The sequence below is a fragment of the Streptomyces sp. NPDC048507 genome (assembly GCF_043199995.1).
In the GTDB taxonomy this organism is placed as follows: Bacteria; Actinomycetota; Actinomycetes; order Streptomycetales; family Streptomycetaceae; genus Streptomyces.
Genome location: NZ_JBICWZ010000006.1, coordinates 1 through 14,401, shown reverse-complemented (window position 1 = coordinate 14,401; position 14,401 = coordinate 1). Strand labels below are relative to the sequence as shown.

14 protein-coding genes are annotated in these 14,401 nt (G+C 74.2%); 6 read left to right on the top strand and 8 right to left on the bottom strand.

Features of this window, described 5'->3' with window-relative positions; genetic code table 11:
- Nucleotides 1-7 precede the first annotated feature (7 nt).
- Complete coding sequence (locus tag ACGFXC_RS18005) at nt 8-514, top strand: DUF742 domain-containing protein (RefSeq protein ID WP_393713843.1); 507 nt, start codon at nt 8-10, stop codon at nt 512-514.
- Nucleotides 495-1,115, top strand: a complete 621-nt coding sequence (locus tag ACGFXC_RS18000) for an ATP/GTP-binding protein (protein WP_351829338.1) — start codon at nt 495-497, stop codon at nt 1,113-1,115. The genes ACGFXC_RS18005 and ACGFXC_RS18000 overlap by 20 nt, the downstream gene beginning before the upstream one ends.
- 260 nt (nt 1,116-1,375) lie before the next feature.
- Here the strand turns inward: ACGFXC_RS18000 and ACGFXC_RS17995 are convergent, their stop codons facing one another.
- The 4 genes from ACGFXC_RS17995 to ACGFXC_RS17980 all read right to left on the bottom strand — a co-directional run bounded on the left by ACGFXC_RS17995 (nt 1,376) and on the right by ACGFXC_RS17980 (nt 4,183).
- A complete protein-coding gene (locus ACGFXC_RS17995) occupies nt 1,376-2,575 on the bottom strand; it encodes a lipid-transfer protein (protein ID WP_393713841.1) in 1,200 nt (399 codons plus the stop codon).
- Entirely contained in the window at nt 2,572-3,027 is a 456-nt protein-coding gene (locus ACGFXC_RS17990; RefSeq protein WP_393713839.1) for a Zn-ribbon domain-containing OB-fold protein, read from the bottom strand. Before ACGFXC_RS17990 ends, ACGFXC_RS17995 begins: the two co-directional genes overlap by 4 nt.
- 63 nt (nt 3,028-3,090) lie before the next feature.
- On the bottom strand, nt 3,091-3,429 hold the full coding sequence (locus ACGFXC_RS17985; RefSeq protein ID WP_393713838.1) for an Mpo1-like protein: 339 nt from the start codon (nt 3,427-3,429) through the stop codon (nt 3,091-3,093).
- A 13-nt stretch (nt 3,430-3,442) separates the two neighbouring features.
- Entirely contained in the window at nt 3,443-4,183 is a 741-nt protein-coding gene (locus ACGFXC_RS17980; protein ID WP_393714569.1) for a M15 family metallopeptidase, read from the bottom strand.
- Nucleotides 4,184-4,212: 29 nt separating this feature from the next.
- On the opposite strand from ACGFXC_RS17980, the gene ACGFXC_RS17975 reads away from it, so the two are divergent.
- Both ACGFXC_RS17975 and ACGFXC_RS17970 read left to right on the top strand, forming a co-directional pair.
- On the top strand, nt 4,213-4,737 hold the full coding sequence (locus ACGFXC_RS17975) for an NUDIX domain-containing protein (protein WP_393713837.1): 525 nt from the start codon (nt 4,213-4,215) through the stop codon (nt 4,735-4,737).
- An 8-nt stretch (nt 4,738-4,745) separates the two neighbouring features.
- A complete protein-coding gene (locus ACGFXC_RS17970; RefSeq protein ID WP_393713836.1) occupies nt 4,746-5,114 on the top strand; it encodes a ribosomal protein L7/L12 in 369 nt (122 codons plus the stop codon).
- A gap of 22 nt (nt 5,115-5,136) precedes the next feature.
- On the opposite strand, the gene ACGFXC_RS17965 is transcribed toward ACGFXC_RS17970, so the two are convergent.
- Both ACGFXC_RS17965 and ACGFXC_RS17960 read right to left on the bottom strand, forming a co-directional pair.
- Nucleotides 5,137-5,694, bottom strand: a complete 558-nt coding sequence (locus ACGFXC_RS17965; protein ID WP_393713835.1) for a hypothetical protein — start codon at nt 5,692-5,694, stop codon at nt 5,137-5,139.
- A 136-nt stretch (nt 5,695-5,830) separates the two neighbouring features.
- A complete protein-coding gene (locus ACGFXC_RS17960) occupies nt 5,831-8,326 on the bottom strand; it encodes a glycoside hydrolase family 31 protein (RefSeq protein WP_393713833.1) in 2,496 nt (831 codons plus the stop codon).
- A gap of 210 nt (nt 8,327-8,536) precedes the next feature.
- On the opposite strand from ACGFXC_RS17960, the gene ACGFXC_RS17955 reads away from it, so the two are divergent.
- The gene (locus ACGFXC_RS17955) at nt 8,537-10,513 is read left to right on the top strand and encodes an acetoacetate--CoA ligase (RefSeq protein WP_393713831.1); all 1,977 of its coding nucleotides are present in this window, start codon (nt 8,537-8,539) and stop codon (nt 10,511-10,513) included.
- Nucleotides 10,514-10,571: 58 nt separating this feature from the next.
- The gene (locus ACGFXC_RS17950) at nt 10,572-11,546 is read left to right on the top strand and encodes a hypothetical protein (protein WP_393713829.1); all 975 of its coding nucleotides are present in this window, start codon (nt 10,572-10,574) and stop codon (nt 11,544-11,546) included.
- A 70-nt stretch (nt 11,547-11,616) separates the two neighbouring features.
- Here ACGFXC_RS17950 and ptsP read toward each other — a convergent pair whose 3' ends face one another.
- Together ptsP and ACGFXC_RS17940 are read right to left on the bottom strand one after the other, a co-directional pair.
- Nucleotides 11,617-13,287 (bottom strand): phosphoenolpyruvate--protein phosphotransferase, encoded by a 1,671-nt coding sequence (gene ptsP, locus ACGFXC_RS17945; protein ID WP_393713827.1) that lies wholly within the window; start codon nt 13,285-13,287, stop codon nt 11,617-11,619.
- Between the two features lie 73 nt (nt 13,288-13,360).
- On the bottom strand, nt 13,361-13,810 hold the full coding sequence (locus ACGFXC_RS17940; protein ID WP_393713825.1) for a PTS glucose transporter subunit IIA: 450 nt from the start codon (nt 13,808-13,810) through the stop codon (nt 13,361-13,363).
- Nucleotides 13,811-14,401: the final 591 nt, after the last annotated feature.

Sequence of the window (14,401 nt, the reverse complement as noted above, 5' to 3'; positions counted from 1 at the left end):
GGACGGCATGAGCGATCCAGGCCAGGCCCATCCCGCCGACACCCCAGGCACCCCAGGCACACCAAGTACCTCAGCCGTCCCGGGCACCCCCGGGGCCCCGGTCACCCCGGGCGTCCCGGAAACCCTGCCCGAGGGCGGCCACGCGCACTGGTTCGACGACGACGCGGGTCCCGTCGTACGCCCCTACGCCATGACCCGCGGCCGGACGAGTCACGCCGGACACCACCGGCTCGACCTGATCGCGCTCGTCGTCGCCGAACCGGCGGCCGACGATCCGGTCTGGGACCTGACCCTGTCCCCGGAGCACGCCCACATCCTCGGGCTGTGCCGGGAACGCCCCCAGTCGGTCGCCGAGCTCGCCGCGGAACTGGACCTCGCCATCGGCGTGGTCCGGGTCCTGATCGGCGACCTCGTCGCCGACGAACTGGTCCACGTGACCAGGCCGGTACCCCCGGCCGAACTGCCCGACGAATCCATTCTGCGTGAGGTGATCGATGGCCTTCGGGCGCTCTAGCCGCACCGGCGCGATGCATGCCGTGTCGCCGGTCGAGCCGCTGACCCTGAAGATCCTGGTCGCGGGCGGTTTCGGGGTGGGCAAAACCACCCTGGTCAGCGCGGTGAGCGAGATCCGCCCGCTGCGGACGGAGGAACGGCTCTCCGAACCCGGGGCGGCCGTCGACGACACCGTGGGAGTGGAGGGGAAGAGCACCACGACCGTCGCCATGGACTTCGGCCGCATCACCCTGCGCGAGGACCTGGTGCTCTACCTCTTCGGCACGCCCGGACAGGACCGCTTCTGGTTCCTGTGGGACGAGCTGGCGCAGGGTTCGCTCGGCGCGGTGGTGCTGGCCGACACCCGGCGCCTCGCCGACTGCTTCGCCGCCATCGACTACTTCGAGCGGCGCGGCATCCCCTTCGTCGTCGCGGTCAACTGCTTCGACGGCGCCGACCGCCACCCGGTGGTCACCGTCCGCGAGGCGCTCGACCTCGACCCGGAGGTGCCGGTCCTGCTCTGCGACGCCCGCGACCGCGAGTCGGTCAAGGACGTACTGGTGGGGGTGGTGGAACACGCCATGTCCCTGGCCCGCGCCCGGCGCCGCAGCCTGGGGGCCTGAGCGGCCGCCGCGCGGACGGACGTCCGCAGGGAGGCGGCCCGTACCCCCGCCGACTGGGGTACGGGCCGCAGCTCTCATGGGGGGATCCGGGGGTCCCCGTCGCGGGACCGTGCAGCGAGTGTGAACCCGCCGTCGGGGGCCGTCAAGCATCCCGACAACAGCTCCAGTTCACGGCCCGCGCCCGGCCCCCGCCCCCGCCCCGGGCCGGGTGCGGGCCGGAGTGCGCGCCGTGCACCGCCACGGCCCGCGCCGGGCCGGCCTCAGCGCACCGCCACGACCGCCGAGCCGTGACCGAACAGCCCCTGGTTCGCCGTGATCCCGGCCCGCGCCCCCGGCACCTGCCGCGCCCCGGCCGTACCCCGCAGCTGCCACGTCAGCTCGCACACCTGGGCGATCGCCTGCGCCGGCACCGCCTCCCCGAAGGACGCCAGCCCGCCGCTCGCGTTCACCGGCACCCGCCCGCCCAGCGCGGTGGCCCCCTCCCGCAGGAGCTTGGCCCCCTCGCCCTCGGCGCAGAGCCCGATGTCCTCGTACCACTCCAGTTCCAGGGCCGTCGACAGGTCGTACACCTCGGCCAGCGACAGGTCCTGCGGCCCCAGCCCGGCCTCCTCGTACGCCGCCCGGGCGATCGAGGCCCGGAAGGACCCGGCCCCCGGGGCGAGCCCCGCCGCCGAGTCGGTCGCGATGTCCGGCAGGTCCAGCACGGTACGGGGATACGTGGGGGTCACCGTAGACACCGCCCGGATCCGCACCGGGTCCGCCGCCCCGCGCGAGCGCGCGAACTCCATGCTGCTCAGCACCAGGGCCGCGCCCCCGTCCGAGGTGGCGCAGATGTCCAGCAGCCGCAGCGGATCGGCCACCACCGCCGAGGCCGCCACCTCCCCGGCGGTCACCGCCTTGCGGTAGCGGGCGTTCGGGTTGAGCGCCCCGGCCGCCGAGTTCTTCACCTTGACCTGCGCGAAGTCGTCACCGGTGTCCCCGTACAGGGCCATCCGGCGGCGGGCGTACAGCGCGAAGTACGCGGGGTTCGTGGCCCCCAGGATCCGGAACCGCAGCCAGTCCGGATCGTCGGGCCGCTCGCCCCCGGCCGGGGCGAAGAACCCCTTCGGCGCGGCATCGGCGCCCACCACCAGCACCACGTCCGCCAGCCCCGCCAGGATCTGCGCCCGGGCCGCCCCGATGGCCTGGGCCCCGGACGCGCAGGCCGCGTACACGCTGGTCACCCGGGCGCCCTGCCAGCCCAGCGCCCGCGCGAAGGTGGCCCCGGCGACGTAGCCCGGATAGCCGGACCGCACGGTGTCCGCCCCGACGACGGACCGGACGTCGGTCCACTCCAGCCCCGCGTCGGCGAGCGCGGCCCGGGCGGCGGCCCGCCCGTACTCGACGAAGCTGCGCCCCCACTTCCCCCACGGGTGCAGGCCGGCCCCCAGTACGGCCACGTCCCCGTCGCGGGCGTTCACCGCGCACCCCCCACCGGCTTGAACTGCCAGGTCAGCCAGCTGGTTTCGGCGTCCTCGTGCAGTACGCCGCCGACCGCCTCGACCTCCATGCCGACCGCCAGGTCCGCCACCGTCACTCCGGGGACCGTCTGTCCGAGCACGACCATCCCCTCGGCCTCCAGCTCCACCGCGACCAGCGTGTACGGCTCCCAGGGCACGTCCGGATCGGACGCGTACGGGGCGGGCGGCCGGTAGCGGCCGTCGGTGTAGGACCAGACGCGGCCGCGCGGGGACAGCGGCACCTCGGCGAGCTCACCCCCGCCGGGGCAGTGCGGATTTCGGCAGTACGCGTCCTCGCGCGGGAAGAACACCGCCGTGCAGGCGGAACACCGGGTGCCGAGCAGCCGGAAGCCGCCCGCCGCACCCGGTTCGGTGAACCACCCCTGCACGACGGGTGTGCGTGTGCGTTCCAAGACCCCTCCCGGGCAGCGTGATCTGACGAACCGTCAGAAGTCTGCCACGGCAGGGCGCGGCGGTCACCGGTTCGCGGCGAGCCACTTGCGGGCGATCTCGCCCAGCTCGGCGTCCCGCCCGGCCAGCATCATCCGGATCATCCGCGCGTCCCCGCGCAGCGACCAGGCCGGATGCCCGAAGGTCGCCGGGTTGTTGCCCTCGATCAGGAAGTGCGCGGGCCAGGCCGTCCCGTACCCGATCAGGGGCAGCGCGGCCAGGTAGCCGGGCCGCCCGCGCGCCACCCCGTAGGCGCTCAGCGCCAGGCCGGTCAGCGTCCCGCCGAGGTGCACCCACCGGGTCGCCGCCCGCGAGTGCATGGCGACGTAGTACGGCCAGAACTCTTCGTACGAACCGAAAGTCATACGCGCACGCTACTCACGGCCGCCCGGCCGCGACAGACACCGGAACGTCGAAGCCCGTCCCGGGGAACGCCTCCGGCCGCAGCGTGAAGTGCCACCATTCCTGCGGCAGGTTCACGAACCCCCGCGCGCCCAGTACCCGCCGCAGCAGCCGCCGGTTCTCCCGGGCCCCGGGCGGTGTCCCGGGGGCGTCCGTGTGCGCCCTGGGGTCGAAGAAGTCGAACGCCGTGCCCATGTCCACCTCCCGCCGGGCGGGCAGCGCCACCAGCGTCACGTCGACCGTACTGCCGCGGCTGTGGGCCGACTCCGAGGCGATGTACCCCTCCGGGACCAGCCGGGACTTCGCCACCTCCGGGTAGTGCTCCGCCTTCGCCGCCGGATCGTCCGGCTCCGCGGCCCACCGCACGAACCGCCGCACCGCCCGCCGCGGCCGGTAACAGTCGTACACCTTGAGGGAGTACCCGCCGCGCAGCAGCTCCCGCTGCGCCCGCCGCAACGCCTCGGCCGCCCGCCGGGCGAGCAGGCACACCGGCTCCTCGTAGCCGTCCACGGCCCCCCGGGTGAAGTTGTGCGCCCCGGCGTAGCGCATGTCCTCGGCGATGCTCGGATCCACGTCCCGCAGCGCCACGAAACCGTCGAGCCGCTCGTGGCCGCCCGCGCCCGCGGTCGCCGCCGCGGGCGTCCGCGCCGCTGAGTCCGAGGGGCCCGGGAGCAGCGCCAGCCCGGCCGTCACCGTCATCGCCCCGACCGCCAGCATCCGCATGCCCCTTGGCATACCATCCCCGCATGCCGGCACAGTTGAAGGACTCGCACTGCTCCACCTGCGGAGCCCCGTTCGACACCGACTCCTGGCCCCGCGCGTGCCCCGCCTGCGGGGCCGTCACCTACCGCAACCCGCTGCCGGTGGCGGTCGCCCTGCTCCCCGTCGAGGACGCCTCCGGCACCGGCCTGGCCGTCATCACCCGCACCATCGAACCGGCCCGCGGCGGCACCGCCCTGCCCGGCGGCTTCATGGACTTCGGGGAGGACTGGCGGGAGGCCGTCGTCCGCGAACTCCGCGAGGAGACCGGCATCGAGGCCCCCGCCGACGAGGTGTCCCTGGCCGAGGTCCTCAGCTCGCCGGGCGGCCACCTGCTGGTCTTCGGCCTCCTCCCGCCCCGGCCGGCGCACACCCTCCCGCCGTCGGTCCCCACCGACGAGACGACGGGCTGGCACGTCCTGCGCACCCCCGCCGAACTGGCCTTCCCCCTGCACACCCGGGCCTGCGCCGCATGGTTCGCGGGCCACTACGGCCAGAGCCGGCGCGGGTAGGCGCGGGGATGGAAGAGCCTGGGTTCCAGGTGCTGCTGACGGAGCCGGGGGAGCGGCGGACGGATGCGCTCCGGGCGGTCCGGACGCTCACCGGCCGCAGCCTCTGGCACGCCGGGCTCCTGCTCGACGGCGCACCCGTGACGGTCACGGACGCGGACTGGCTCGAAGCCGCCCGGGACGCGGCCGCGCTCCTCGCGGACGCCGGGGCCCGCGCGACCGTGCTGTGCACCTGGTGCGAGCGCGCCGTCCCGCCGGGGGCCGCCCCCCTCGACCCCGCCCCCTGCGCGGGACCGTGGCCCGCCGGGACCTGCCGGGCCGGCAGCCCACCCCCGACGGACCGGGTCCGCGCCCTCCTGTCCGGCCCGGGCCACCCCTGAGGGGCGCCCCGCAGGCGGCGGCCTACAGGGGCAGGTCCGCCGCCAGCGCGGCCAGCGCCGCGAGCCCGATCACCGTCCCGGAGACCACCGCACCCCGCGCCCACAGAGCCCGCGCCGGTACCGGCCGCACCCGCAGGAACGTCCCGGCCAGCAGCGGCAGCACCGCGCACGCGGCCGTCCACGCCCAGAGCGGCCCGAAGCCCGCCGGCGCCTGCGAGCGGGCCCCGAGCCACCACTGGAGGAACAGCGCCGGCGGGACCGACAGCCCGGCCAGCAGCACCAGCAGCGCCACCGGCTCCGGCCAGGCGCTCAGCCGGGCCGTCCAACGCCCCAGCACCGCAAGGGGCTTGACCAGCAGCAGCCCGTGCAGGAAACCGGCCCCGACGGCGGCCGCACCGAGCAGTCCGAGCTCCGCCGCCGACCCGCCCGGCACCCGCCCGGTCACCAGGAACAGCCCCCACACCGTGGCGAGCTGCCAGGCCCCGACCACCTCCGCACCCGGCGCCAGGTCCCATCTGCGGACGCCGCCCCGCACACGTCGCTGCGGTGCGTGCGGCCGCGCCGGGCTCGCCAAGACCATCACGGACTCCCTGTTCGTTCGGCTCGGCGGCACCCCGCCGCCGCCCGGCAGGGTGCCGCTCCCGCCTATGGCGCCGCTATAACGGCTCCGCCCCTCCACCTCCTGCTCCCTCTCGCCCCTCCTACACCCCCTTCACCTACACCCCCTTCACCTCCACCCCCTGCACCGCCCCGCCCGCCTCGTCCTCCACCACCACCGCGTCCCCGGCCCACCGCACGGTGTACCGCTCGACCTCGCCCGCCTCGAACCCCGGCCCCGGGTCCCGGATCACCACCCCGCCGCCCGTCCTGCCCCGTGCCGGGACCCACGCCTCCAGCCCCACCGTCCCGTCCCCGCGCCGCACCGGCAGCACCGCCCCCGCCCGCGCCAGCACCGGTGTCCGCCCCGGCCCGGCATCCAGCAGCACCTGCCCGGGCCCCTCGTGCGCCGCCCCGGTGGCGGTGTCGTACCAGCGCCCCCGGGGCAGCCGCACCGCCCGCCGGTCCGCCCCGCACTCCAGCACCGGGGCCACCAGCAGCGCGTCCCCCAGCAGGAACGCGTCCTCGCAGTCCCGCAGCACCCGGTCCTCCGGAGCACCCCACCACAGCGGCCGCACGTACGGCGCCCCCGTCCGCCGCGCCAGGTGGGACAGCGTCACGAAGTACGGCCGCAGCCGCTCCCGCTCCGCCAGCACCTCCCGCGCGCACTCCTCCACCCGCGCCCCGAACTCCCACGGCTCGCGCCGCCCGGCCCAGATCGCCGAGTGCGTGCGGAACAGCGGCAGGTACGCCCCCAGCTGGAGCCACCGCAGGTACAGCTCCGGCGACGGCGATCCCCCGAAGCCCCCCACGTCCGGCCCGGAATACGGCACCCCGCACAGCCCGAGGCCCAGCACCAGCGCCAGCGACGCCCGCAGCCCCTCCCAGCCGGAGTCCACGTCACCGGACCACGTGCCCCCGTACCGCTGCATCCCCGCCCACCCCGACCGGGAGAACAGGAACGGCCGCTCGGCGGGGCGCAGCCGCGTCAGCCCCTCCCAGCCGGCCCGCGCCATCGCCAGGGCGTACACGTTGTGGGCGGCCCGGTGGTCCCCGCCCGCCCCCTCCAGCTCGTGCCGCGCCGACCTCGGGAGCGTCGCGTCCCCCCAGGGGGCGAAGGACACCGGCTCGTTCATGTCGTGCCAGAACCCGGCGAAGCCCTGCGCGAGCCGCTCCCCGTACAGCCCGCCCCACCACTCCCGCGCCGCCGGATCAGTGAAGTCCGGGTACGCGCACTCGCCCGGCCAGACCTCGCCCCGCACCTCCCGCCCGAGTGCGTCCCGTACGAACGCCCCCCGCTCACCGACCCTCAGCCCCGCGGCGTGCACCGCGTCCCCCGCCTTCACCGCCGGGTCCACGATCGACACCAGCCGCACCCCGCCCGCCCCCAGCTCGGCCGCCAGCCCGGGCAGGTCCGGAAAGGCCTCCCGGTCCACGGTGAACACCCGGTGCGCGTCGTAGTGGTCGATGTCCAGGTGTACGCAGGACAGCGCCATCCCCCGCTCCGCGTACCCGGCCACCACCCGCCGGACCTCGGCCGCGCTCCCGAACCCCCAGCGCGCGTGCTGGTAGCCCAGCGCCCACTCCGGCGGCACCGCCGGCGCCCCCGTCAGCCCCGCCCACCCCTGCAACACCCGCGCCGGAGTCCCCACCAGCACCCAGCAGCGCGACGGCCCGCCCTGCATGCGCAGCTCGCTCCACCCCGGCCGGTCCGCGCCCGAACCGGCCCCCTCCTCACCGCCGCGCAACACCACCCGCCCGTCCCAGGAGTTGTCGTAGAACGCCAGATGGGTACCGGCGTCCGCGACCACCAGCTGCACCGGCATCGTGATGTACAGCGGATCGGTCCCCGGCCCGAAGCCGCCCTTGGGGTCCGTGTTCCACAGCCGGTACTCCCCGTCCCGCAGCCGCGGCCCCCGCGCGCGCCCGCCCAGCCCGAAGAACCGCGCGTCGGCCGGCACCTCGGACCGCTGCAACCACCGCCCCCCGGCCCCGGCCCCGGCACCAGCCCCCGGCCCCCCGTCGCCCGCCGCCCGCGCACCGCCGTCGCCGGTGGCCCCCGCACCGCCCTCCGAGCCGCGCTCCCCGTCTTCCGCGCCGCCCTCCGCGCCCGCGCCGGCCCCCTCCCCGCCGACGCCGTCCCCCGGCGCCCCCACCGGGTCCCACCAGCGCGGCGGCAGCTCCCTGCGCAGCACCGCACCGCCCGGCGTGCGCACCTCCACCGCCCCGAGCCGGGACACCGCCACCGTCACCCGCTCCGACACCACCCGCCAGCCGCCGCCCGTGTCCGGCTCCAGCGAGGCCCGCGGATCCGGCTCCGGGCCGGTGCCCACCAGCGCGTACGAGGGCGTCGGCAGCGCCCCGTCCCAGCCCCAGAACACCGCCCCGCCCACGGTCACCCGTACCAGCAGCTCCGAGCGCGCGAAACGCAGCAGACCCCCGCCCGGCCGGGCCTCGGTCCCCGTCAGCAGACCCGGCACCCGGGCCCGCTCCGGGCCCCGGCGCGGCAGCGCCCGCGCGTCCGCCCGCCAGTGGCGCCAGGCCGAACGCCACGCACGCCGCCCCCGCGCCGTACCGACCTCTTGCACCGCACGCACCAGATCACGACCGTCCATGCCGTCACCCTGCCACCGGGCCGCCCCGCGGCGGGGTGCGTTCAACTGCCGTTCACCCGGAAAACGATCACACCCGACCGCCCGGGACAGCTCTGGTGCGGATGTCGATCACATGGCATCGTCCCTGTGAGCCGCCGCGCACACACCCGCGCACCGGTGGCACCGTACGCACACGAAGCGCGAGCCACAGACTTGACCGGGAGCCGACCCATGACCTCAGCCACCCCGCCGGAACCCCTCTGGTCCCCGAGCCCCGACCGGATCGCCGCGGCCCGCGTCACCGCCTTCCAGGCCTGGGCCGCGGAGCGCTTCGGCGCCCCCGCCGAAGGCGGCTACCCCGCCCTGCACAGCTGGTCCGTCGACGAACTCGACACCTTCTGGCAGGCCGTCGCCGAGTGGTTCGACGTCCGCTTCACCACCCCCTACGAGTCGGTCCTCGCCGACCGAGGCATGCCCGGCGCCCACTGGTTCACCGGCTCCACCCTCAACTACGCCGAGCACGCCCTGCGCGCCTCCGAGGACCCGGCCCGCGCCGCCGACCCGGCCCTGCTCCACGTCGACGAGACCCACGAACCCACCCCGGTCGGCTGGGCCGAACTCCGCCGCCAGGTCGGCTCGCTCGCCGCCGGACTCCGCGCCCTGGGCGTCCGTCCCGGCGACCGGATCAGCGGCTACCTCCCCAACATCCCCGAAGCGGTCGTCGCCCTCCTCGCCACCGCCGCCGTCGGCGGCGTATGGACCTCCTGCGCCCCCGACTTCGGCGCCCGCAGCGTCCTCGACCGCTTCCAGCAGGTCGAGCCCGTCGTCCTGTTCACCGTCGACGGCTACCGCTACGGCGGCAAGGAGCACGACCGCCGCGAGACCGTCGCCGAGCTGCGCGCCGAGCTCCCCTCGCTGCGCGCCGTCGTCCACATCCCGCTCCTCGGCACCCCCGCCCCCGAGGGCACCCTCGCCTGGTCGGAACTGACCGCGGGCGACACCGAGCCCGTCTTCGAGCCGGTCCCCTTCGACCACCCGCTCTGGATCCTCTACTCCTCCGGCACCACCGGCGTCCCCAAGGCGATCGTGCAGTCCCAGGGCGGCATCCTCCTCGAACACCTCAAGCAGCTCGGCCTGCACTGCGACCTGGGGCCCGAGGACCGCTTCTTCTGGTACACCTCCACCGGCTGGATGATGTGGAACTTCCTCGTCTCCGGCCTGCTCACCGGCACCACCGTCGTCCTCTACGACGGCAGCCCCGGCTACCCCGACACCGGCGCCCAGTGGCGGATCGCCGAACGCACCGGCGCCACCCTCTACGGCACCTCCGCCGCCTACGTGATGGCCTGCCGCAAGGCCGAGGTCCACCCGGCGCGCGACTTCGACCTCTCCGCCGTGAAGTGCGTGGCCACCACCGGCTCCCCGCTCCCGCCCGACGGCTTCCGCTGGCTGCACGACGAGGTCGCCGAGGACCTCTGGATCGCCTCCGTCAGCGGCGGCACCGACGTGTGCAGCTGCTTCGCCGGGGCCGTCCCCACCCTCCCCGTGCACATCGGCGAACTCCAGGCCGCCTGCCTCGGTACGGACCTCCAGGCCTGGGACCCGGCGGGCAAGCCCGTCACCGGCGAGGTCGGCGAGCTCGTCGTCACCAACCCCATGCCCTCCATGCCGATCCACTTCTGGAACGACCCCGACGGCAGCCGCTACCGCGACAGCTACTTCGAGATGTTCCCCGGCGTCTGGCGCCACGGGGACTGGATCACGATCACCGGCCACGGATCGGTCGTCATCCACGGACGCTCCGACTCCACCCTGAACCGGCAGGGCGTCCGGATGGGCTCCGCCGACATCTACGAGGCCGTCGAACGACTCCCCGAGATCAAGGAGTCGCTGGTCATCGGCCTGGAAGAAGCGGACGGCGGCTACTGGATGCCGCTCTTCGTCCACCTCGCCCCCGGCGCCGTCCTCGACGAGGCCCTGCGCAAGAAGATCGCCGCGACCATCCGCGAGCAGCTCTCCCCGCGCCACGTCCCCGACGAGGTGATCGAGGTCCCGGCGGTCCCGCACACCCTGACCGGCAAGCGCATCGAGGTCCCCGTCAAGCGCCTCCTCCAGGGCACCCCCCTGGCCAAGGCCGTCAACCCGGGATCGGTCGACGACCCCGGCCTGCTCTCCTTCTACGAGGAGCTCGCCCGCACCCGCAAGTGACTGTCAGTGCCCGTGACTACTCTGAGTGAGCAAGACTTCGCATCGCTCAGGGGGAACCATGAAGGGCACGCCGAACACCACCCGCAGCACCACCCGAAGCACGCACCGCACCACCTCACGCCGCCGCCGCGAGCTGCGCCGCGAGGTCCCCAGCACCGTCGGCGTCCTCGCCGACCCCGGGGACTTCGCGGCCATGCGCGACTACCGCAGCTTCACCTTCGGCCGCCACGAGGACACGTACGCCGATTACCTCCACCACGTCGACGACCTGCTGCGCTCCCTCGCCGGGCAGGGCATCCACACCACCGTCGCCCTCTTCGATCCCGAGGAGTACGCCGACTACTGCGCCGAACACGGCCTGGACCCGGACAGCGTCCCGGCCCGCACCCGCTTCACCGCCGGACTCGGCGGCCGGACCGGCCGCCTCGCCTACACCGGCCAGACCATCGAGGAACTCCTGCCGCTCCTCGTGGACGCTTCGCTCCGGCAGGCGACCTGGGAGTACGCGAGCGCCCTCCTCTCCGGCGCCGGAAGCTGCACCGACTGCGGCGACGACATCGGCCGGGCCTCCTTCGAACGCGCCGCCGCCATCCTGCGCCGCCTCGTCGCCGGCGCGGGCCCCGGCCACCACCACCTCGTCTGCAGCGTCCCCGCCGAACACGAACAGCTCCTCGCCGTCCTGCGGGCCGAAGGACCCGCCGTACCCCACGACCCGGCCGGTCTCACCGGGCCCGAAGGCCCGGAGGGCCCGTTCCTCACCGAAGGCCGCGACGCCCTGGAGTTCGTGACCGTCCTCGCCACCGGCCTCGCCCTCGGCGGAGCCGGGGGACTGGTCCTGCGCAGCACCACCGAGGGCTTCCGCGACCGGGTCCACGGCTGGCGCCTGGACCGCGGCCGCCTGGTGCCCCTCACCGCCGCGGCGGTCTTCGACGCCTACTGCACGGACGCCGACACCGGCGACCCCGTGGCACCCGAACCCGGCGTCGAATACTGCCCCGGATTCGAAGTCGACCTCCCCGGCCCCCACCACTGACCACCCGCGGACACGACCGAGGGGCCCCCGCCACCGCGAAGGCCCCTCGATCACACGGCGATCCGTACGGCTACTCGCCGGAGAGCACCGCCTGGGCGGCCACCCGGGCCTCCTCGGCGCTGTCCGCGGCGCGCGCGGCCGCGGCCGCGCGCTCGCACTGCGCCAGCGTGTACTTGGCGAGCGTCGCCCGCACGTACGGAATCGAAGCGGCACCCATGGAAAGGGAGGTGACGCCCAGACCCGTCAGCACACAGGCCAGCAGCGGATCCGAAGCGGCCTCGCCACAGACACCACAGCTCTTGCCCTCCGCCTTGGCGGCATCCGCCGACATGGCGATCAGGTCGAGCAGCGCCGGCTGCCACGGGTCCTGGAGCCGGGACACCGCACCCACCTGACGGTCGGCGGCGAACGCGTACTGCGCCAGGTCGTTCGTGCCCAACGACAGGAACTCCACCTCCTGGAGGATCGAGCGCGCCCGCAGCGCGGCGGAGGGGATCTCCACCATCGCGCCGAACTTCGCCCGCAGCCCGGCCTCGCGGCAGGCGTCCGCGAATGCCTTCGCGTCGATCCGGTCGGCCACCATGGGAGCCATGACCTCAAGGTAGACCGGCAGACCCTCGGCGGCCTTGGCCAGCGCGGTCAGCTGCGTCCGCAGCACCTCCGGGTGGTCCAGCAGGCTGCGCAGACCGCGCACGCCCAGCGCCGGGTTCGGCTCGTCGCCCGGAGTCAGGAAGTCCAGCGGCTTGTCGGCGCCGGCGTCCAGCACCCGCACGACCACACGGCCCTCGGGGAAGGCCTCGAGCACCTTGCGGTACGACTCGATCTGCTTCTCCTCCGACGGCGCCTTCTTGCTGTCGTCGAGGAACAGGAACTCGGTACGGAACAGACCCACACCCTCGGCCCCGGCCTCCACGGCCGCCGGCACGTCCGCCGGACCGCCGACGTTGGCCAGCAGCGGCACCCGGTGGCCGTCGGAGGTCGCGCCCGGACCGGAGGAGGCGGCCAGCGCCGCCTTCCGCTCGGCGGCCGCGGCCTCCAGCTCGGCCCGCTTCTCGGCGGTCGGCTCCAGGAACAGGTCGCCGGTGCTGCCGTCGACGGCGATGACCGTACCCTCGGCGATCTCACCGGCCCCCGGCAGCGCCACGATGGCCGGCACGCCCAGCGCCCGCGCCAGGATGGCGCTGTGGCTGGTCGGCCCGCCCTCCTCGGTCACGAAGCCCAGCACGAGCGCCGGGTCGAGCAGCGCGGTGTCGGCCGGAGCCAGGTCCCGCGCGATCAGCACGTACGGCTCGTCGCTGTCCGGCACGCCCGGCATCGGCACGCCCAGCAGCCGCGCCACGATCCGGTTGCGCACGTCGTCCAGGTCGGCCACGCGCCCGGCCATGTACTCGCCGGCCCCCGCGAGCAGGTCGCGGTAGGACGCGAACGCGTCGTAGACGCCGCGCTCGGCGGTGCTGCCGACGGCGACCCGCCGGTCCACGTCCGCCATCAGCTCGGGGTCCGTGGCGATCATCGCCTGGGCCTCGAGCACGTGCTGGGCCTCGCCACCGGCCAGCTGGCCGCGCGCGATCAGATCGGCCGACACAGCCTCCACGGCCTGACGGGCGCGCCCCTGTTCGCGCTCCGCCTCGGCCGCGGTGATCTGCTTGGCCGGCGGTTCGAGAACCGCCGTACCCATGTGCCGAACCTCGCCGATCGCCACACCGTGGCTCACGCCGACGCCTCGCAGCGTTGTCTCCATTTCACCGTCTCCGATTGAGCGGCGGACCGTTCCGCCGCGGTGGATGTCCGACTCGCCTGTGCAGGCGGACGCGTCACTGCCAGCTGAAGAGTGCGTCGTCAGCCTTCACGTCCCCGGACTCGACGACGGAGGAGAGGGAGTCGGCGGTCGCCTCGAGCGCCACGACGGGGCAGATGGGGGACTTGCCGGCGGCCTCGACCGCGGCCGGGTTCCAGCGGATGACGGCCTGGCCGCGCGTCACGGTGTCGCCCTTGTTCACCAGCAGCTCGAAGCCCTCGCCGTTGAGCTGGACCGTGTCGATCCCGAGGTGCGTGAGGACGCCGTGCCCCTCACCGTCGACTACTACGTACGCGTGCGGGTGCAGGGAGACGACCACACCGTCGACGGGGGACACCGCCTCCGAGGGCTCGCGCACGGGATCGATGGCGGTGCCCGGACCCACCATCGCGCCGGAGAACACCGGATCGGGCACTGCCGCGAGTCCGATGGCCTGCCCGGCAAGTGGGGACGTCACGCTGGTCATGGGGGCCTCCCAGGGGTGGGGCTTCTTCGTGTCGCCGTCACTACCTGTCGCGAACGGCGTACTCTTCAGAAGGATAAGTCACAGGTTGTTCGGGTTCGCCCGATGTTGGTCCCGATCCGGGCTGGCCCTTTGGCACGGAGACTAGTGGACTAGACCGGTGGACTAGACCATACGCGTGAATGGATTTGCCTGGGCACCAGAGGGCCTGTACTGTCGTGACTCCCGCCAGGACGTGTCGTGTGAACTTCTCACGAACATCCGTTGGACGGGACTCCTCCTCTTAGCAGTACCGATCTTGATCTCGGCTCTTCCGTGTGCCTTTTTAGGCGCTGCGGAGGGTGGTCCGGGAGACGGAAATCCACTGGTAGGGTTTGGATCGCCGGAAAGGGAAAGCGCGAAAGCGCAGGACCTGGAAAGCACCGAGAAAATCGGGCCCGAAAGAGTCTGATAGAGTCGGAAACGCAAGAACAGAACAGAACGAAAGCCCGGAGGAAAACCCGAGAGGGTGAGTACAAAGGAAGCGTCCGTTCCTTGAGAACTCAACAGCGTGCCAAAAATCAACGCCAGAAGTTGATACCCCGTCCACTCCGG